Annotated in this window: 16 protein-coding genes; 9 read left to right on the top strand and 7 right to left on the bottom strand. The window is 67.8% G+C overall.

Annotated features, from left to right (window positions below):
* The first annotated feature begins 233 nt into the window (after positions 1 to 233).
* From C4B30_RS09100 to C4B30_RS09060, 9 genes are all read left to right on the top strand, one after another.
* Positions 234 to 1,787, top strand: a complete 1,554-nt coding sequence (locus C4B30_RS09100) for a glycosyltransferase family 2 protein (RefSeq protein ID WP_105132403.1) — start codon at positions 234 to 236, stop codon at positions 1,785 to 1,787.
* Between the two features lie 3 nt (positions 1,788 to 1,790).
* Positions 1,791 to 2,786: a polymer-forming cytoskeletal protein gene (locus C4B30_RS09095; RefSeq protein ID WP_105132402.1), complete on the top strand. Its 996-nt coding sequence runs from the start codon at positions 1,791 to 1,793 to the stop codon at positions 2,784 to 2,786.
* Between the two features lie 10 nt (positions 2,787 to 2,796).
* The gene (locus C4B30_RS09090) at positions 2,797 to 3,810 is read left to right on the top strand and encodes a YaiO family outer membrane beta-barrel protein (RefSeq protein ID WP_105132401.1); all 1,014 of its coding nucleotides are present in this window, start codon (positions 2,797 to 2,799) and stop codon (positions 3,808 to 3,810) included.
* A 13-nt stretch (positions 3,811 to 3,823) separates the two neighbouring features.
* Entirely contained in the window at positions 3,824 to 4,594 is a 771-nt protein-coding gene (locus tag C4B30_RS09085; protein ID WP_105132400.1) for a hypothetical protein, read from the top strand.
* A 334-nt stretch (positions 4,595 to 4,928) separates the two neighbouring features.
* On the top strand, positions 4,929 to 7,073 hold the full coding sequence (locus C4B30_RS09080; RefSeq protein WP_105132399.1) for a polysaccharide deacetylase family protein: 2,145 nt from the start codon (positions 4,929 to 4,931) through the stop codon (positions 7,071 to 7,073).
* Positions 7,074 to 7,166: 93 nt separating this feature from the next.
* A complete protein-coding gene (locus tag C4B30_RS09075) occupies positions 7,167 to 8,255 on the top strand; it encodes a hypothetical protein (protein ID WP_105132398.1) in 1,089 nt (362 codons plus the stop codon).
* Between the two features lie 49 nt (positions 8,256 to 8,304).
* Positions 8,305 to 10,125, top strand: coding sequence for a glutamine--fructose-6-phosphate transaminase (isomerizing) (gene glmS, locus C4B30_RS09070; RefSeq protein WP_105132397.1), 1,821 nt, complete (start codon positions 8,305 to 8,307; stop codon positions 10,123 to 10,125).
* A 254-nt stretch (positions 10,126 to 10,379) separates the two neighbouring features.
* On the top strand, positions 10,380 to 11,456 hold the full coding sequence (locus C4B30_RS09065; protein WP_105132396.1) for a glycosyltransferase family 2 protein: 1,077 nt from the start codon (positions 10,380 to 10,382) through the stop codon (positions 11,454 to 11,456).
* A 16-nt stretch (positions 11,457 to 11,472) separates the two neighbouring features.
* Positions 11,473 to 12,750, top strand: coding sequence for a glycosyltransferase family 87 protein (locus tag C4B30_RS09060; protein ID WP_442778455.1), 1,278 nt, complete (start codon positions 11,473 to 11,475; stop codon positions 12,748 to 12,750).
* Here C4B30_RS09060 and C4B30_RS09055 read toward each other — a convergent pair.
* The 7 genes from C4B30_RS09055 to C4B30_RS09025 are packed head-to-tail and all read right to left on the bottom strand — an operon-like array spanning position 12,714 to position 19,597.
* On the bottom strand, positions 12,714 to 13,754 hold the full coding sequence (locus C4B30_RS09055) for a TadG family pilus assembly protein (protein ID WP_105132395.1): 1,041 nt from the start codon (positions 13,752 to 13,754) through the stop codon (positions 12,714 to 12,716). The two genes, C4B30_RS09060 and C4B30_RS09055, sit on opposite strands and share 37 nt — an antisense overlap.
* Complete coding sequence (locus C4B30_RS09050) at positions 13,747 to 14,175, bottom strand: TadE/TadG family type IV pilus assembly protein (RefSeq protein WP_027784120.1); 429 nt, start codon at positions 14,173 to 14,175, stop codon at positions 13,747 to 13,749. Before C4B30_RS09050 ends, C4B30_RS09055 begins: the two co-directional genes overlap by 8 nt.
* Positions 14,172 to 15,029 (bottom strand): tetratricopeptide repeat protein, encoded by an 858-nt coding sequence (locus C4B30_RS09045; RefSeq protein WP_105132394.1) that lies wholly within the window; start codon positions 15,027 to 15,029, stop codon positions 14,172 to 14,174. Before C4B30_RS09045 ends, C4B30_RS09050 begins: the two co-directional genes overlap by 4 nt.
* Complete coding sequence (locus tag C4B30_RS09040; RefSeq protein WP_105132393.1) at positions 15,026 to 15,970, bottom strand: type II secretion system F family protein; 945 nt, start codon at positions 15,968 to 15,970, stop codon at positions 15,026 to 15,028. Before C4B30_RS09040 ends, C4B30_RS09045 begins: the two co-directional genes overlap by 4 nt.
* Positions 15,967 to 16,944, bottom strand: a complete 978-nt coding sequence (locus C4B30_RS09035; RefSeq protein WP_105132392.1) for a type II secretion system F family protein — start codon at positions 16,942 to 16,944, stop codon at positions 15,967 to 15,969. The genes C4B30_RS09040 and C4B30_RS09035 overlap by 4 nt, the downstream gene beginning before the upstream one ends.
* Entirely contained in the window at positions 16,941 to 18,392 is a 1,452-nt protein-coding gene (locus tag C4B30_RS09030) for a CpaF family protein (RefSeq protein ID WP_442778454.1), read from the bottom strand. Before C4B30_RS09030 ends, C4B30_RS09035 begins: the two co-directional genes overlap by 4 nt.
* A complete protein-coding gene (locus C4B30_RS09025) occupies positions 18,374 to 19,597 on the bottom strand; it encodes an AAA family ATPase (protein ID WP_105132391.1) in 1,224 nt (407 codons plus the stop codon). The genes C4B30_RS09030 and C4B30_RS09025 overlap by 19 nt, the downstream gene beginning before the upstream one ends.
* Positions 19,598 to 19,613: the final 16 nt, after the last annotated feature.

The following is a 19,613-nucleotide window of genomic DNA, read 5'->3' as shown; positions in this document are numbered from 1 at the left end:
ATGGCTCACGCCTTGCTTGATGTCGGACAGGTGCGTCCCGAAGCACTGGCATGGCAGCAGACGAAAGGGGCGACAAAGCAACGAAGCCGGGAAGCGACGCGACGCATCCGTCCGGGGCAACCGATGACCGCCCCTATGCGACGAACGCCCCACCGCTTCCCATTGACATCCGCACGATCCACGGAGCGTCTTCGGCTCTCATCGGTCGTCGTTGCGGGCACGGGGACCAGGACATGAAGCAAACGCGGATGGCGTCATTCTGCGAGCAAGGCATCCTGCTGCTGATCGTGCTTGCCTGCTCGCTGATCGTGCGCGACACCGCATCGCGGGCGATCGCCGAGCCGGCCCGGTTCGGCGTGTCCGCCACGAACGTCGCAACCGCCGGGATCGCGATGGAGCGCACCGCGCTCGACAGCGCGACGCTCTCGCTCGCCGCACAGGCCTCGCCCGATCCCGATGCGTCGCTCGAGCCGCCGCCCGCCGACACGCCGGGCATCGCGTTCGATCCCGAGACGCTGCTGATACCGTGCGTCGCGTACCTGTGGCTGTTCACGCTGTTGACATGCGGGTATGCCGCACGGCATTACGTATTCAGCCTCGACCGCCTGTTCAAGCCGCAACACGCGCCCTACCGGAAGATGACACACGGCGACTGGCCGCGGCTCACGGTATTCGTCGCCGCGCACAACGAGGAAACCGTCATCGTCGATTGCCTGACGGCGCTGCTGGCCACGACCTATCCGCGCGACCGGCTGACGATCATCCCGGTCAACGACCGCTCGACCGACAACACGCGCGCATTGATCGACGAAGTCCGGGCACTCGCGCCCGAACTGATCCAGCCGTTTCACCGCGAGACCGGCAAGCCGGGCAAGGCAGCCGCGCTGAAGGATGCGCTGCGTTTCATCCGCGGCGACATCATGGTGGTATTCGACGCCGACTACCTGCCACGCCCTGGGCTGCTGAAGGAACTGGTCGCGCCGTTCTTCGATCCGGAGGTCGGCGCGGTGATGGGCCGCGTCGTGCCGCAGAACGCCGACAGCAACCTGCTCGCGCGGCTGCTCGATCTCGAACGCGCGGGCGGCTACCAGGTCAATCAGCAGGCCCGCAACAATCTCAATCTGGTGCCGCAGTACGGCGGCACGGTCGGCGGCATCCGCAAGGGCGCGCTCGACGCAGTGGGCGGCTGGTGCGACGACACGCTCGCCGAAGATACCGACATGACCTACCGCCTGCTGCTGAGCGACTGGCGCACGGTCTATCTGAACCACGCCGAATGTTATGAGGAAGTGCCGGAGCGCTGGGCCGTCCGCGCGCGGCAGCTGACGCGCTGGGCGAAGGGCCACAATCAGACGATGCTGCGCTATCTGGTCCCGGTGCTGCGCAATCCGCTGATCTCGCGTCGCTGCCGGCTCGACGGCGCACTGCTGCTTGGCGTGTTCGCAATGCCGGCGCTGCTCGCGCTCGCGTGGAGCGCCGCGCTCGCGCTCTACCTGTTCAACGGCGTCAACTCGACCGCGCTCGGCCTGCTCCTGTCGCTGTTCGCGCTGTTCTCGTTCAGCACCTTCGGCAACTTCGGCGTGTTCTTCGAGATCGTCGTCGCCGCTCGGCTCGACGGCCGCGCGACGCGCCTGCGGCTCGTGCCGGTCAACGTCGTCGGCTTTTGCGTGACGATTGCGGCGGTCGTCTCCGCACTCTGGGGACTCGCGCTCGACGCCGCGTTCCGCCGCGAACTGAAGTGGGACAAGACCGAGCGTTTTCGCCGGCAATTGAAACCGGAGCGATGAGCGATGACGACCTTCAACGTGATGGTGCCGGTGGCCGGCGTGCTCACCCTGCCGTTCCTGCCGATGCTGCATGAAATGATCCGGCGCAGCGACGTCGCGGCGCTGCCGATCGGCGACGGGCCGTTCGTCGATCAGGCGCTGCTCGCCGCGCGCTGGCACGACGCACTGCGCGCGCACGTGGCCGGCACGCCGCGGGCGGATGCATCGGCCGCGCCGCCGTGGCAAGCGCTGGGGCTGACCGTCCAGCATGCGGACGCGATCCATGTCGAACGCGACGCGCATCGCGACGACGTGCTCTACGCCGATCGCGCGATCACGCTCGACGATGGCGCGCGCGCCGCTTACGCGTTCGCCGACGAGCACATCGACATCCGCGCCGGCGCGACGATCGGCACGCTCGCGCATGCGCCGCTGATCGACGTCGACGACGCGGTAATCCGTGGCGTCGTGGTCGGCGACACGGTGCGCCTGCGCGGCGCCGGCGGCTTCGCGTGCCTCTATGGCGAGCCGATCGTCTTCGGCACGCCGCCCGGCGCGCGCCCCGCGGACACACCGGCCGCCCCGCGCCGCGCGATCTCGCTCACCCGCCACTTCGCGTCGCTGCCGCATCGCTTCCTGCACGGTCGTTACCTGCTGCCGTGCGACGTTCGCCTGCCCGCGCACACGGTCGTGCAAGGCAACCTGATCGTCGAAGGGACGCTCGTGCTCGGCGAAGGCTGCGTGCTGCGCGGCAGCGTCAAGGCGCATCGGGTCGAACTCGAACGTCACGCCTTGCTGCACGGCGCGGTATTCGCGCGCGACGACGTGTTGCTCGCCAACGCGAGCTGCGTCGACGGCGTCGTGTCGGCCGGCGGCCTGCTGCGACTGACCGGTGCGCGCATCGGCGTCGCCGGACATCCGGTCAGTGCGTGTGCGCGCGACGTCTCGGTCGTCAATCACGCGTGCGTGCATGGCGATCTCGTTGCGTGGCGCAGCGGCTGGTTCCACACATCCCGTTAAGGAGCGCCCCATGTCCGATCGCCCCAGCCATCGCGGCCCGCGCGTGCCGGTTGCCACCCTCGCGATGCTGTGCGGCGTCGCCTTCGGCGCGCCCGCGGCGCTGGCGGAGCAGCCGGACGATGCCGCCGCCGTACCGGCCGTGCAGCCTCCGGACCCCGCGACCGTCATCACGCCACGGCTGCGCGACGAATCAATGTTCGTGCGCGTGGACGCCGAAGGCCTGCCGGACGGCATGGCACTCGCCGAGTTTACGCCCGAGGATACGAACCGGCCGCCGCTGCCCGATGCAGTCGTCACCCATGTCCAGGCGCCGCAGGAATCGCACACCGAATTGTCGCTCGGCTATTCGAGCGCACACCTGACGCACGGCTACGGCGACTGGTACGGCGTGCATCTGCGCGGCGTCTATCAGGATGGCGGGCGCACCGTGCTCGGCGAACTGGCGCAATTGCATCGCTTCGGCGAGAACACGCAGCTCGGCGCGCTGACCTACGTGCAGGACCTCGGCCCCGACTGGTTCGGCGGGATCGGCTTTTCCGGCACCACGTCGGGCACGATCCTGCCGAGTGCGCGCGTCGACGTGTCGCTCAACCGCAAGCTATTGTCCGATCGTTCGCTGATCGTGTCGCTCGGCGCCGGCTACGCATGGAACCGCAGCGGGCACCGCGATCAGCTCTATCACGCGGGCGTGATCTGGTATGCATTGCCGAAGTGGATTTTCGAGGCGGGCGCGAACTATACGGTCGATTCGCCCGGATCGGTGAAGGCGCCCGCCTATTACGGCGCCGTCACCTACGGCGAGGTCGGCAAGAGCGTGATCGTGCTGCGCGGCGGAGTCGGCCGCGAGGCGTACCAGGTCACCGGGGCCGGCGCGCAGATCGCGGATTTCCGCAGCCACGAGATCACCGCGAAATGGCGCTACTGGTTCACGCGCAAGTGGGGCACGCAAGTCGAATTCGACTATTACCACAACCCGTACTACTCACGAATCGGCGGCGAGCTCAGCGTCTTCTATCGCTGGTAACCGGGCGGGCGCCATGCACACGCATCCCGTCCGTCCTCCCGTCGATCGTTCACTGCGCACCCACGCGCACCCGCAACGCTGGCTTGCGTCGATTGCGCTGCTGACGCCCGCGCTGTACGCGTCGCTGTGGTTCGGATTGCCGCTGGCCTGGCGCTACTGGCAGGCGGTCATGGCGTGGGGCGCGCAGCAGATCGATCCTGCGCTGCACGTGATCGTGATCGGCTATCCGAGCGACGCACCGCGCGTGCCGCTGCTGTCGATCGACGTCGCGGCCCGCATGCCGGGCGGCATGCTGCTGGCCGCCACCGCCGCGCTCTGTGCGATCGGCTTCGCCGCATCTTTCATCCGGCGGACGCGCTGGCTGCCCGTTGCATATCTGTTACGTATCGCGAGCTTCACCCAGCTGCTGATTTGCGCGTACTTCTGGCTCGCGCCCGGCACGTTCCCGTATGTCCCGCGACTGCATCTGCGCGACATGTTCGTGCTGCATGGCGCGGCGATCGCGCTGATCCCGCTGGTGATGGCCGCGCTGTACTATCCGCTCGATTTCTCGCTGCCGCAGAAAGCCGGCGCGTCGCTGCTGGTGCTCGGCTACTTCGTGTTTGCGCTGCCGTTCGTAATGCTGCTGCATGCGACGATCATCCATCACGGCTCGCTGCTGTTCTTGCCGTTCTGCTATTTCCTGCTCGGCGGGCCACTGCTGATCGGCTTGCTGGTCACGCTCTATACCTACTGCGCAAGCTGGCCCGGCGCACTGACGCGCGATCGCGATTCCGTCTGCTGATAGCGCGTCCAAACGCGCCGTATCAGCGATGAAACGAATCCGTCGTGTTTTCGAACGCGCCGCCCGACCCGCATCGCAGGAAGCCCGCAGAACCGGGCTTCCCGCGCCAATGGCACGTTGTTCGCTTCTTTCAAACCGTCGCATCGAGTCCTCTCATCGGCGAACGCAGCGCGTCAGACCGGCGCATTTGCGCAATTCGGCCGCCGTCGACACGCACCGCTCGATACCCGACGAACCGGACAGCCGCACACACCTACGGGGCTGGATTGGTCGACCTGGCGGCACGCGCATCGCGGCTGCCGCACGCCCCCATTCCTTGAGCGAGGAGCACACCATGTTGGCAAAGTCAGGCAAGTTCTTGCGGATCCTGTTCGCGCTGTTCGCGCTCGCGTTCGCATTCAGTCCGGGCGGCGTTCAGGCGGCCTCCAACCAGCTTCTCCTGTTGGTGCCAGACGCGCTGACGCTGCCCGATTCGCGCGTGTCCGCATGGCTCGACAGTGCGCAGGAGGAAGGGCTGCAGATCAAGGTGATGACCGACAGCCAGTTCATGGCGGCCGGCGCATCGCTGTCGCAGTATCCGGGCCTGATCCTGCCCGACCAGGTGCATACGACGGCCGACGATACGCTCGTGACGGCGATCCAGAACTATGCGCTGAACGGCGGCAAGGTGATGCTCGTCTACGATTTCGGTGTGCTGAATTCGGCCGGTTTCTACGTCAGCCCGAAATCGCGCTTCAGCAGCATGGTCGGTGTGGACTATGTGCTGTATGACCAATACGGCGGCAACATGATCGGCCTCGGCAACGTGACCGGCATGAGCAGCTGGCTGCGCACGCTCCAGGTTCCTCCCGGCAAGTCGATGGCGTGGACCACGACTTCGTCGGCCACCACGACCGCGACTGCGCTCGCGTCGACGAGCACCGCCGGCACCTCGACGAATTCGACGTCGACGTCGGGCAGCGCCCTGTTTCTGGCCGCCAGCCCGTCGAATCCGGGCGGCCTCGCCAATTACAACCACGGGGCATGGTTCCAGTACACGACGCCGTCCACGGGCAGCGGCGTGCTGAGCCAAACGCTTCCGAAGCTGACCGGCACCGTGACCGGCAAGCTGAAGAAAACCACGACGTATACCGCCAACTCGCTCCTGAGCACGTCGACCGGCAAGAAAGCCAACACGCTCGCGTCGACGCTGGCCACCAGCACCGATACGCTCGAAGGCATCTCCGGCTACGTCTACGGCTTCCTCACCTATCCGAGCTTCGTCACGCAAGGCACGTACACCGGCACGACGATCCTGACCTCGCCGACCTTCGGGCTGGTGTCCGGCTACAACACCTACGGCAACGGCGGCGTGCTGTTCGTCAACCTGCCGCTCGCCTATCTCGACGGCCAGACCGACGGCATGCTGATTCACGGCTATCTGCATTATTTCGGCACGCAGATGCTGAACCTGCCGTCGCTGTCGCCGCTGCCGAAGGCGATCGCCGGGCTCGTGTTCAACTGGCACTTCTGCGCAGGCGACCAGATCCAGCCGGCGCTTTACCTGAAAAGCCTCGGCGTCTGGAACAACGGGCCGTTCTCGCTCGTCATCACGGCCGGCCCCGATGAAGCGACATTCGGCGACGGCAACGGCATCAATCTTGCCAACAACCCCACCGCGCAGAATCTCGTCAAGTATTTCCTGACCAAAGGCCAGCACGTCGGCAGCCACGGCGGCTGGATTCACGACTACTGGGGGGCGAATGCGAGCGAGACGAACGCGAGCACGTTCACGCAGTACCTGGTGATGAACCACCAGGCCGTTCAGGCCGCGACGGGCTTGCCCGATGTCGAGTACGCGGCGCCGGAAGGCAACACGCCGACCTGGTCGGTCAACTGGCTCGAAAGCAACGGCTTCAACGGCTACTACTTCACCGGCCACACCGGCTCGGCGCCGACCCGCGCATACCGCAACGGCGTACTGCTGAACCCGGGCCTGTGGGCATACCCGGTGATGCCGTTCGGCAAGTACGCGACATTCGAAGAGTTCCAGCAGTACGCGGTGCCGACGAGCGACGTGAACAACTGGTACGCATCCCTGATGAACTTCGTCGTCGCGAACCGCACGAGCCGGCTGATCTATGCGCACCCGCTCGGCGCGTCGTCCTACACGTCGACGCTGTCCGCGATCTTCACGCAAGCCAACATGCTGAAACTCGCGGGTCAGTTCAAGTGGTACACGATGAGCGACATCACGATCTTCGACCGCGCACGCCTGAACGTCACATGGTCGGCCACGGACACGGGCAGCGGCTGGACATTCGCCGCCAGCCACCCGACCAGCCTCGCGAACATGACGTGGCTGTTGCCGAAGAAGGGCTTCGCACTGCCATCGATCACGCAAGGCAACGGCAACGTCGTCATCACCGATGCGACGTACTGGCTCGTAACCGCGAACGGCGGCACCAGTCTCACGTTCACCAGCGCCAAGGTGCACTGAGCCGCGACATCGACACACCCGCCGGCGCGCGACGCGGCCAACGCCGCGCCCGGCGGGATTTGCGCAGGACCACCGCGCAGGAGCCCCCCGATCATGAACCGGCCCGCGCTTTTCCCGGCCGCACGCGCACGCGTGGCGGCCACCGCCCGGCTATGCCGCCTGTGGTACGTCGCCTGCTGTGTCGCCGCATGCGGCGTCGCGCTGCATGCGAGCGCCGCCGAACTCCAGCTCAACGGGCTCTACCAACGCCCCGACGGCGCGATCACCGTGCGCCTGAACGGCGCCGGCATCGATCCTTATTTCGCGGCGAAGGCGCTGCTCGGCGCCGCCGATGCCGGGCTCGACGCCCATCAGGCCGCGCTCGCATGGATCGCGTGGCTGTTGCCGCGCCAGCGTCCGGACGGCGGCTTCGATCGCTACTGCATGAAGAGCGGCCAGTACAGCGCCTGCGCCGAAGCCGACGCCGACGACGCGATGATGGCGACCTGGATCGAACTGCTCGCCCGCTTCGCGCCGCCCGACGGCCTGCCTGCCGCATGGGAACTCAGCCTCGATCGCGCGGGTGCGCATCTGGACACGCTGCTCGGCAAGCCCACGGGCGTTTACCAGATCTCGTCGACGCTGCACGTCGCGCTGCTGATGGACAACGTCGAGGTACACAGCGCATTCCAGGCGCTCGCGGCGTATTACGTCCGGCATGCCGACTACACGCACGCCGGCCCGTGGAGCCAGCGCGCCGACCGGCTCGCGTCCGCGATCCTGAAGGTGTTCTGGCGCGGCATGCAGACCGGCTTTCGCGCGAGCACGCAACGCATTAGCGACACGACGTTCTATCCGGCGAAAATCGCGCAGATCTTTCCCCTCCTGTCCGGTATTCAGGTTCCCGCGCAATCGAACGAAACGATCTACGCGCAGTGGATGCAGAAGTACGGCAAGACGTGGCTTCAACTCGCCGGCTCCGATTATCCGTGGGGCTTGATCGCGCTGGTCGCATTCAAGATGCACGACATGAACACGGTCGCGTGCTGGCATGCGCGATCGGGCCCGTACCGGCACGGCGCACACTGGAACGTACTGGAGGAGGCGCTTTACCTGGCATTCGAAAGCCGGATGGCCGACCCCGTCGCGCCCGCTCAATGCGGCTTCACGACGGCGGCGACAACGGAGACCGTGTCGCGCTGATCCGCGCGTGCGCACGGTCCGGGGGCATCTACAGGGAAGGAGACGTGTCATGTGTGGCATCGTCGGCGCGGTCGCGCAACGGGATATCGTCCCGATTCTGATCGAAGGTTTGCGCCGCCTTGAATATCGCGGCTACGATTCATGCGGGGTGGCGACGGTCGTCGACGGTCAGGCGCGCCGCGAACGCAGCATGTCGCGCGTCGCCGATCTCGACGCCCACGTGCGCAGCGCCGGCCTGACCGGCAACACCGGCATCGCCCACACGCGCTGGGCAACCCACGGCGCGCCTGCCACCTGCAACGCGCATCCGATCTTCTCGCGCGACGAAATCGCGCTGGTTCACAACGGCATCATCGAGAACCACGAAACGTTGCGCAAGCAACTTTCCGACGAACATTACGAGTTCGACGGTCAGACCGACACCGAAGTGGTCGCGCATCTGATCCACAGCAAGTATCGCGGCGACCTCCTCGCCGCCGTACGCGATGCGACCTCGCAGCTGCACGGCGCCTATGCGATCGCGGTGTTCAGCAAGCACGAGCCGCAGCGGCTGATCGGCGCGCGCGCCGGCTCGCCGCTCGTCGTCGGCGTGAAGGACGGCGAATGCTTTCTCGCGTCCGATGCGCTCGCGCTCGCCGGCATCACCGACCGCTTCATCTTTCTCGAGGAAGGCGACATCGTCGAACTGACCGCCGGCGGCGGCGTGCGCGTGCTCGATCGCACCGGCGCGCCGATCGAACGGGCGATACAGACCGTTTCGTCCGCGCAGGGCGTGGTCGAGCTCGGGCCATACCGGCACTTCATGCAAAAGGAAATCTTCGAGCAGCCGCAGGCCGTGGCCGCGACCATTCCCGATGCCGGGCTGTTCGATCCCGCGGTATTCGGTCCGGACGCCGCGCGTGCGTTCGAGCAGATCGACAACGTGCTGATCCTCGCGTGCGGCACGAGCCATTATTCCGGCCTGACCGCACGCCGCTGGCTCGAGACGATCGCGCGCATCCCCGCGCAGGTCGAGATCGCGAGCGAATACCGTTACAGCGACGCGCTCGCGATGCCGAATACGCTGGTGGTCAGCGTGTCGCAATCCGGCGAGACCGCCGACACGCTCGCCGCGCTCAAGTATGCGCAGGCGCTCGGCCACGTCGACACGCTGGCGATCTGCAACGTGCCGACCAGCGCGATGATGCGCCAGACCGGCCTGCGCTTCCTCACGCGGGCCGGCCCGGAAATCGGCGTCGCGTCGACCAAGGCGTTCACGACGCAGCTCGTCGCGCTGTTCATACTCGCCGTCACGCTCGGGCGGCTGCGCGGCTACGTCGACGACGCGCAGCTCGCGCGCTATACGATGCAGTTGCGACGCCTGCCTGGCGCGCTCGAGGACGTGCTGGGGCTGGAGCCGCAGATCGCGCGCTGGGCGGCGGAATTCTCGCAGCATGAAAACGCGCTGTTTCTCGGGCGCGGGCTGCACTATCCGATCGCGCTCGAAGGCGCGCTGAAGCTGAAGGAAATCTCGTATATCCACGCGGAAGCGTATCCGGCCGGCGAGCTGAAGCACGGGCCGCTCGCGCTCGTCACGCATACGATGCCCGTCGCCACGATCGCGCCGAACGACGCGTTGCTGGAAAAGCTCAAGTCGAACATGCAGGAAGTGCGGGCCCGCGGCGGCCAGCTTTACGTGTTCGCGGATGCCGATACGCGGATCGACAACGGCGAAGGCGTGTCGGTGCTGCGAATGCCGGATTACTACGGGTTGTTGTCGCCGATCCTGCACGTCGTGCCGTTGCAGTTGCTCGCGTATCACGCGGCGTGCCTGCGGGGCGCGGACATCGACAAACCGAGGAATCTGGCGAAATCGGTGACGGTCGAGTGACGAGGGGTTCCTTGACGCGGGCGGGTCCATGAAGGTCGTCAGCCGATCAAACTGGCCCGCCCCGCACGATTCAAGCTAAATTCATGCGTCGACTCCCGAATACTTCCTACAATATCTAAACCATATGTCGTCCAGTCCCCGCTGGAAAAGCTGGCCGGGACCGCCGTCGCCGACAATCGGGTAACGGCCGACCGGCGGACGACAACGGAAACCTACGGTGCAACGCAGGCCGAATCTCTCCGGGGGGCCGCAACGTGTCGACGCATGCCAGGAAGCCGCTGATATCGCTCGTCGTGCCTTTTCACGACGAGGAAGAAACGATCGACGCATTCTTTGCCGAAACGCTGCCCGTTCTCGAGTCGCTCGCCTCGGTGCGCTTCGAGATCGTCTGCATCAACGACGGCAGCCGCGATCGCACGCTGGACCGGCTGCTTTCGGTCGCCGCCGGCGACGCGCGCGTGCACGTCGTGGATCTCACACGCCGCTTCGGCAAGGAAGCGGCGCTCACTGCCGGCCTCGACGAAGCCGCCGGCGCGGCCGTGATCCTGATCGACGCCGACCTGCAGGATCCGCCTGCGCTGATCCCCGCGATGCTCGAACGCTGGCACGCGGGCGCCGAGGTCGTCGCCGCGAAACGCACCGACCGCAGGTGCGATCCGCTGATGCAGCGCGTGGCAGCCGCGCTCTACTACCGCGTGCACAACCGGCTCTCCGAAGTCGGGATGCCGGAGAACGTCGGCGATTTCCGGCTGATGGATCGCGAGGTCGTCGACGCGCTGCGTGCGTTGCCGGAACGGCGGCGCTTCATGAAGGGGCTGTTCGCGTGGGTCGGCTTTCGCACCGAGATCGTCGAATACACGCGTGCGCCGCGCAGCGGCGGCCGCTCGAAATTCTCCGGATGGCGGCGCTGGAATTTCGCGCTCGAGGGCATCACGAGCTTCAGCACGGTGCCGCTACGCGTGTGGACCTACGTCGGCGTCACGTTCGCGATGCTGTCGCTCCTGTATGGCGCCTTCATCGTGGTGCGCACGCTGCTGTACGGCAATCCGGTGCACGGCTACCCGTCGCTGATTTCCGTCGTGCTGTTCGTCGGCGGCGTCCAGCTGATCGGCATCGGCGTGATCGGCGAATACCTCGGCCGGATCTATCACGAGTCCAAGCAACGCCCCGTCTATCTCGTGAGGCGGCGCTACCGTGCCGAGCGCGATACCGCCGCGCGACCGGCATCGAAGCTGCTGCAGTTTCCGCTCAAGCGTGCGCACTCGGCGCGCCGCCGGGCCATGACGCCGGCGGCCGACGGCATCGCGGCCCGCAAGCCGTCGTTCAAGTAAAACCGGGCCGCGTCAATTGGACCTCCCCCGGCAATCGGCACGCCCCCCGGAGCGGCCGGCCGGCGCGTGGCTCACGTCGCGACGCGTCGTCCTGTACAGCACGCTGATGCTGGCGTTGTACGCGCTGTTCATTGCCATCTGGGTGACGGTCGTTCGTCATGCGTCCGGCAGCGGCAGCGTCCTGCCGCGTCCGGGCGCCGACTTCTCGGTGTTCTGGTCCGCCTCGTACCTCGTGCTGCACGGCGCGCCATCGCAGGCGTACGATTTCTCCGCATTCTCGCGGCTGACGTCCGGGCTGTTCCCGAATCTTCCCCGCGACGTCTTTGCGCCGTGGCTCTACCCGCCCACCTATCTGCTGCTCGTGACGCCGCTGGCGCTGTTCCCGTTCGCGCTCGGTTATCCGCTGTTCGTCGCGTTCGGCGTGTGCATGCTCGGCCTCGCCGCGTGGCGCGTATCCGGCCTGCGCGCGATTCCCGGCGCATCGCGCACCGGCACGCTTGCGCTGGCCGCCGCGCCATGCGTGTTCGTCACCGCGACGCTCGGGCAAAACGCGTTCCTGACCGCATCGTGTGCGGCGCTGGCCGTTTACTGGGCCGATCGGCGGCCGCTGTGGGCCGGCGTCTGCATCGCACTGCTGTCGGTCAAGCCGCAGATGGCGATGCTGTTCCCGTTCGTGCTGGTCGCCGTGCGCGCATGGCGCACGATCACGTGGGCCGCGCTCGCGACCGGTGCATTCGTCGCGCTGAGCATCCTGATCTGCGGCGTCGAGTCGCTGCGCCTGTTCGCCGGCAGCATGGGCCTCGCGCGCTCGATCGTCCTCGAGCACGGCATCGTGTTCTGGCTCGCGTCGCCGGCGCCGTTCGCGACGTTCCGCCTCGCGGGCGTGCCGCTCGGCGCCGCGTATGTCGCGCATGCGGGGATCGCCGCGATCGCGATCGCGGCCGCTTGCGTCGTATGGATGCAATCGCGCGATACCCGCGTGCGCGCGGCCGTGCTGGCGGTCGCGACGCTCGTGGCGAATCCGTACGTGTGGCACTACGAGCTCGCGTGGCTCGCCATCGCAATCGCCTGCATGCTGTCGATCGGCTGGCACGACGGCTGGCTGCGCGGCGAACAGGCCGCGATCGCGCTGATGTGGGCGCTGCCGCTTGCCGAATACCTGAATCCGTGGCTGCAGCTGCCGCAGTTCGGCCCGGCCGTGACGCTCTTCGCGCTGCTGGTGCTGCTGCGCCGCGCGCGGCACGATGCCCGCAACCGTCACAACGCCAGCCGCGGCGGCACGTACACGCCGTAGTATGGCCCGACGCCCGTCGCGACGCCGGTCATCTTGACGCCGGCGACGAAGTGCCCCTGAATGTACTTGTAGGTGCCGCCCAGCGACACGTCGATGTGGAACGCCGCGAACGCGACGATCGGCACGTAGGTACTGCTCGACGTCTGCGTGACGACCGGCAGCACGACCGTCGCGCCGACCGGCACCGACGTATAAAGCGTCGCCTTCACGCCGGTCGCGAGATAGATGCTGTCGCCGATATTGAGCGTGGTCGGGTTGCCGCTCACCATCAGGCCGCTCATCGTCGTCGTGTCGGTCGCGGTCGACTGGAACGACGTCCATTGGCCGCCCATGCATAGCAAGCCATACGTCTGGCCGTTCGTGATCGAAAACTCGTACGGCAACCCCGTGAGCGGATTGATCAGCGGCTGGTTGGTCAGCGGGTTCCAGTACTGGTTGTACACGCACTGGTCGATCGCGATCGGAAAGAGCCCGCCCGCCGCGACGCCGCCCGGCGCGGCGAGCACCGCGATCGCGGTCGCGCCGCCGGATGCGCCGGGGATGCCCAGCAGCCCACCGAGCAGCAGCGGAATCGAGCCGCCGTTGACGCCCGGCGCGCGCGATACGGTCACCTGCACCGCAGGCACGTCGTAGGGGCCGGGCGTGATCGTGATCGGCTGCATCGACGCGGGCGTGCGCGTCACGTTCCAGTAGCCGGTCGTCACCGTGCCGCTCGCCAGCGGCGCGCCCGCCGCCGAATTCCGCGCGATCACGCCGTTCGCCGCCGGCGCGGCCTGCGACCAGTTCAGCGCCCCGCCGGTCGGCGACATCATCGCATCGGCCGCCGCGAGCGCGGCCGCATCCGCGGCATTCTGCAGCTGGTTGCGCACCGCGGCGACCCACGCGATGTCGATCGCCAGCGCACCGAACGACAACAGCGGAATCAGGAACATCAGGAAAAACAGCGCGACGGAGCCGCGTTCGCGCGCGGCGCCGATGCATCGCGTGCCGAGTGCGTCATTCATAGAGCATCACCGAGCTGGCCGAGATCGTCACCGGGCCGGTCAGCGCGCTGAACGCCGAACCGAGCACCAGCCCCGAATACGTGTAGGTCACCGTGACCGTCAGCGCGGTGCCCGACGTCGTGCCGTTCGCCTGCGTCACGGTCACGACCGGCGTGGTCGGCGTGCCGCCGGTGATCAGGCTGTTCTGCGTATAACTCAGCGCGACGTTGGCAATCTGCGTCGTGGTCAGCATCGGCACGCGCAGCACGACGCCGGCCCGCGCGGCTTCGCGACTCGCATTCGTGATCACGGCCTTGTCGCACAGAAGCAGGCTCGTGTCGATGATGCCGATCAGCACCATCAGCAGGAACGGCAGCATCAATACGAATTCGAGGGATACGACGCCGCGCGCGTGGCGCGCGCCCATCGCCCCGCGTGTCATTTTGCGGCCCCCTCGGCGGGCGGCGCGGTACGCGGCTCGAGCGCGGCGCCCCTCGACGGCCGCGACGCATCGGCGACCGGGCGCGACGCGAGCCGCGCACGCACCGCCTGGTACACGCGCAGATTGTCGGTCACCGCCGACGCAGGCAGATCCGCGGACAGCAGCTTCTTCGCCGAATCGGTGTTGCCGAGCACGCCATACGCGAACGCGAGGTTCTGGCGCGCCTGCCACGGCGCATCGGGCAGCCCGGCCACGTCGAGCAGCACGTTCACGCCCTCGCGCGGACGATTGCTCAGCACGAGCGACAGCCCGAGGTCGATGCGCAGCCCCTGCGCGTCCGGATGGGCGCGCAACGCGTCCTGGTACACGGCCTGTGCGTCCTCGTGGCGGCCCTGCAGATCGAGCACCGTGCCGAGCCCTTGCGCCGCAAGCGGCAGGTTCGGCTGAGCGGCGAGCAGGTCGCGATAGCGGCGGCCGGCCTCGTCGAGCCGCCGCTGCCGCAACGCGACGCGCGCGAGCCCGACCTGCGGCCCGAGTTCCGCGGGCGCTTGCTGCCGTGCCTGCTCGTAAAGGATGCGTGCGCGCTCCAGATCGCCGGCGCGATAGTTGACGTCGGCGAGCCCCAGTTGCGCCGCGAGCGAGTCGGGATGCCGCGCGAGCACCTTCCCGTACAGCGTCGACGCGAGATCGATGTTGCCGCCGGCAAGCGCGCTGTCGGCAATGCGCAATTCGGCCTGCGGGTCGTCGCTCCGGTGCGACAGCGCCGCCCTCGTCTGGATGCCCGGCGCGCAGCCGCCGGCGAGCAGCGGCAGCACGACCGCGAAAGCGAACGCGCGCATGACGGAGCCTGTCATTTGAACACCTCGAGCAAACGGATGGCCGCCGGGCCTGCCGCGATCAGGCCGACCGTCGGCAGGATGAACAGCATCATGGGCAGCGTGATCTTCGGCGCGAGCTTCGCGGCCTGCTCCTCGAGCGCGACGATCTGCTCGGTGCGCTCGCTGCGCGACAGGGTCCTCAGCGCCTGCGTGATCGGCGTGCCGAACCGCTGCGATTGCGTGAGCGTCGTGGCGAGCGAACGCGCCGACGCGAAGTCGACACGGAGCGCGAAATGCGTGAGCGCTTCGGACACGTTGCCGCTCAGCGTCAGCTCGTCCGCGCATACCGTCAGCTCGTCCGCGAGCGGCGGGCAGATGCGATCGAGTTCGCGCGCGACGCGCCGCACGCCCGATACGAGGCTGTTGCCGGCCATCGTGCAGATCACGAGCAGGTCGAGCGCATCCGGAAAGCACGCGGCGATGATCCGCCGGCGGCGCCGGATCATCGCGCCGAGCACGTATTCCGGCACGATCACGCCGACCACGAACGCGGCGACCATCGCGACGGCCCGGATCACGAAGTATTCGCCGAAGCGCGGAATATACGGACTGAACACGATCGCGACGCCGGCGAACAGCACGCCGCAGCTGAGCTTGATGCCGATCATCGACGACACCGCGCGTCGCTCGCGAAAGCCCGCGCGCGTCAGCTGCAGCCCGAGCTTCGCGCGCTGCATCGGATCGAGCACGGGCAGCCGCTCGCCGAGCTGCGCGAGCCGCCGCGTCAGATCCTGACGCATGTCGCCCGGCTGCAGGCGCCCCGCTCCCAGCGACGGCGGCCGTTGTCCCGCGGCCTGCTGCACGCGCGTGGCGATCCGCCGGCGCGTACCGCCGCCCGGCTTCGCGAGCGCCGCTGCGACGCACGCGATCAGCAGCAACAGTTCGAGGCCGCGGGCGGCCAGCATCGACATCGTCATCGCGCGGTATCCAGTTTCGAGATCTTGTGAATCGTCACCAGTCCGATCGTCAGCAGCACCGCGGCGATCGTCAGCATCACGCGTCCGGCATGCGTGTCGAACAGCAGCATCACGTACGTGCGGTTCACGAGGAACAGCGCACCGATCATCACGAACGGCACCGCCGAGATGATCTTCGTCGTGATCCGCCCTTCGGCGGTCAGCGCGCGTGTCTTCAGGCGGATGTCGCGGCGCGTGCGAATGATGCTCGACAACTCGTCGAGCGTCTCGCCGAGGCTGCCGCCCGTCTCGCGCTGCAGCAGCAGGTAGACGGTGAAGAACGAGAAGTCCGCGATCATCAGCCGGTCCGCCGCCTGCGTCAGCACGTCCTTCAGATCCGCGCCGACGCGCAGGCTGTCGCCCATCGTGCGGAAAGTCGAGCGCACCGGCTCGGCCGCGCTGTCGCCGACCGTGCTGATCGCCTGCGTGACCGGAATGCCCGCGCGCACCGCCCGCACGATCAGGTCGATCGCGTCGGGGAACGCCTCCAGAAAGCGCAGCCGGAAGCGCTCGACCAGCGCGCGGTAGCTCGTGCGCATCGCGATCAGCGGCAGTCCGACGTAAATCGCCGGATGCACCACGCGCGGCACCGTCACCAGCTTCACCGCGACGATCGCGGCGATCGCGCCGAGGATCGTGCTCGCGACGACGATCCGCAACCCGCGCTCGCCGCCGACCGCGCGCACGCGCGTCACGTAGCGCTGCACCCATGCCCGCACGCGGGTTTGCCGGCGCGGCAGGTTGAACAGCGCGACACCGGCCCCGGCGGCCGCACCGGCGTCCCGGCCCGCCAGCGATGGCGCAACGCGCTGCATCCGCGCGCGGATGCGCTGCTCCGGCGTCTGGCGCGCGCGGTCCAGCAACGCGGACAGCGCGAGTCCCACCGCGAGGATCACGGCGAATGCGCCGAGCGCGAACAGGTCCGCCGTCCTCATTGCCGGAATGCCTCGGAGAGCGCGTCCTCGACGCCGTAGTACGCGGCCCGCGGCGCGAAGGCCGGCCGCAGCGACGACGCCTCGAACACGCCCTTCACCGCGTCGCGCGTCGTGTCGCCTTCCTGGCGGAACGCGAACAGGTCCTGCGTGATCACGACTTCGCCTTCCATCCCGACGATCTCGGTGATCCGCGTCACGCGGCGCACGCCATCGCGCATCCGCTCGACCTGCACGAACAGATGCACGGCGCTCGCGATCTGGCGCCGGATCGACAGCAGCTGCAGATTCGCGTTCGCCATCATGACCATGCTTTCGAGCCGGCTGATCGCGTCGCGCGGCGAGTTCGCATGGATCGTCGTCATCGAGCCGTCGTGGCCCGTGTTCATCGCCTGCAGCACGTCGAACGCCTCCGCGCCGCGGATTTCGCCGAGGATGATGCGATCCGGCCGCATCCGCAGCGCGTTGCGCACGAGATCGCGCTGCGAGATGCCGCCGAGCCCTTCCGTGTTCTCGGGCCGGGTCTCGAGACTCACCACGTGCGGCTGCAGCAGTTGCAGCTCGGCCGCGTCCTCGATCGTCACGATCCGCTCGTGCTCCTCGATGTGCTGCGACAGCGCGTTGAGCAGCGTCGTCTTGCCCGAGCCAGTGCCGCCCGAGATCACGATGTTCAGCCGGCACGTGCATGCGATCTTCAGTACCTGCAGCATCCCGTGCGAGATATTGCCCTGATGCGCCATCCGCGCGAGCGTGATGTCTCGCTTCGCGAACTTGCGGATCGAGATCGACGCGCCGCGCATCGCGATCGGCGGCAGGACCACGTTCACGCGGCTGCCGTCGGCGAGGCGCGCATCGACCATCGGGCTGCTCTCGTCGACGCGGCGCCCGACCGCCGCCGCGATCCGCTGCGCGACGCTCGTCACGTGCGCGTTGTCGCGAAACTTCAGCGGCGTGAGTTCGAGCCGGCCCGCGCGCTCGACGTACACCTGGTCCGGGCCGTTGACGAGTATGTCGGATACGGTGTCGTCGGCGAGCAGCGGCTCGATCGGCCCGACGCCGAACATGTCGTTCAGGATCGCGTCGACGATCAGCACCTGCTCGCCCGCGGTGATCTTCAGGCGCTCGCGCTCGACCGTGTGCGCGGCCACCTGTTCGATGCCCGCCCGCACTTCGTCGCGCGTCTTCATCAGCGCGGCCGACATGTTCATCGACGCGAACACCGCGGTGCGGATCGCATCGAACTTGCCGGAGCGGATGAGGGCCTCCTGGGTATCGGCCGTCGCGGCCGCGCGCGCGGACGTGGACGCAGACACCGGCACCGGCGTCGGCACCGGGTTCGCGGCCGGACCCGGCGCGGGCGCGCCGTCGCGCGGCGCGACAGGAGAACCCGCCGGCACGGCGTCCGGCGTCGGCCGTTTGCGGGTACCGAACGTCACGATCCTTTCCTCCATTTGAAGAAGCGCGCATACCACGGCTCGGCGACGGCCATCGATTCGCCCGTGATGCCGTTCGCGAGCAGCCGGATCTCGTCCAGGAAGCCGCGCCGTTTCGAGCCTTCGATCGGCTCGCCCAGGTTCTCCGCGACCGCGAGCGCCTGCGCGTCGTGCGGCAGCTCGCGTAGCCGCACGCCGCCGAACGCGTCCTCGAAATCCGACTGCGGGACGCGCCCCTTGACCGGCTCGAGCGGATTGTTCAGCACCATCGACAGCATCCGCTCGCCCGGCATTTCCTTCACGAAGCGTGCAAGCCGCGCGGCTTCGTACGCGGCATGCACCGACCGGTCGGCGACGATGTAGACGAGATCGGACACCGCCAGCGCATCCTCGAACAGCTTGCCGGCACGATAGCCCACGTCGAACAACACGTAATGGAAGCGGTCCTTCAACATGTCGACGAGCTGCGCGATCGCGTCGTCGCGCAGCAGCGCGTCCTCGCCATACGCGAGTTCGGCCGAGAGCACGTGCAAGCGGTCGCCCTTGGTGACGAACATGCGGTCGAACAGCGCATCGTCGGGGCGCAGTTCCATGTTCAGCAATTCGATCAGCCCGTTGTTGCTCGACAGCCCGAGCATCGAGTTCGCGCCGCCGCCATGCAGGTTCAGATCGACGTAGGCCACGCGCCGCCGCTTCTCGCCCGCCAGGCAGCGCGCGAGGCTGACCGCGATCGTCGTCGTGCCGACGCCGCCGCGCGCGCCGACGAAGCTGACGATCTTGCCGGTGCGCACCTGCACGACCGCCTCCGTCGTGGTCAGCGTGCGCCGCATCAGCTCGACGGTCAGCGGCTTCACGATGTAGTCCTGCACGCCGATACCGAGCAGGTTGCGGAACAGGCCGACGTCGTTCTGCGTGCCGATCGCGACGACCCTCACCGACGGTTCGCACACGTCCGAGAGCCGCATCAGGTCCGACACCGGCAGCACCGAATCGGACACGTCGACGATCAGATGGCGCGGCGAGCGCTCGTGCTGCTGCAGCAACCGGATCGCGTCGTCGCAGTTGCCCGGCTGCACGTGGGCGCGCGTGATCGACAGATCTTGCGCGACGCGGCGGATCACGTCCTCGCTGCCGGCATCGGACACGACGGCGACGAGATCCGCCGCTCCGGCGGAAGCGGCGCGCTTGGCGTTCTGGCGGTCGAGGACGTTCATGGGCGGCATCGCGATCGCATCGGGA

The sequence above is a fragment of the Burkholderia sp. BE12 genome (assembly GCF_002959955.1).
Taxonomy (GTDB): Bacteria; Pseudomonadota; Gammaproteobacteria; order Burkholderiales; family Burkholderiaceae; genus Burkholderia.
This window is presented reverse-complemented; position numbering and strand designations above follow the sequence as displayed.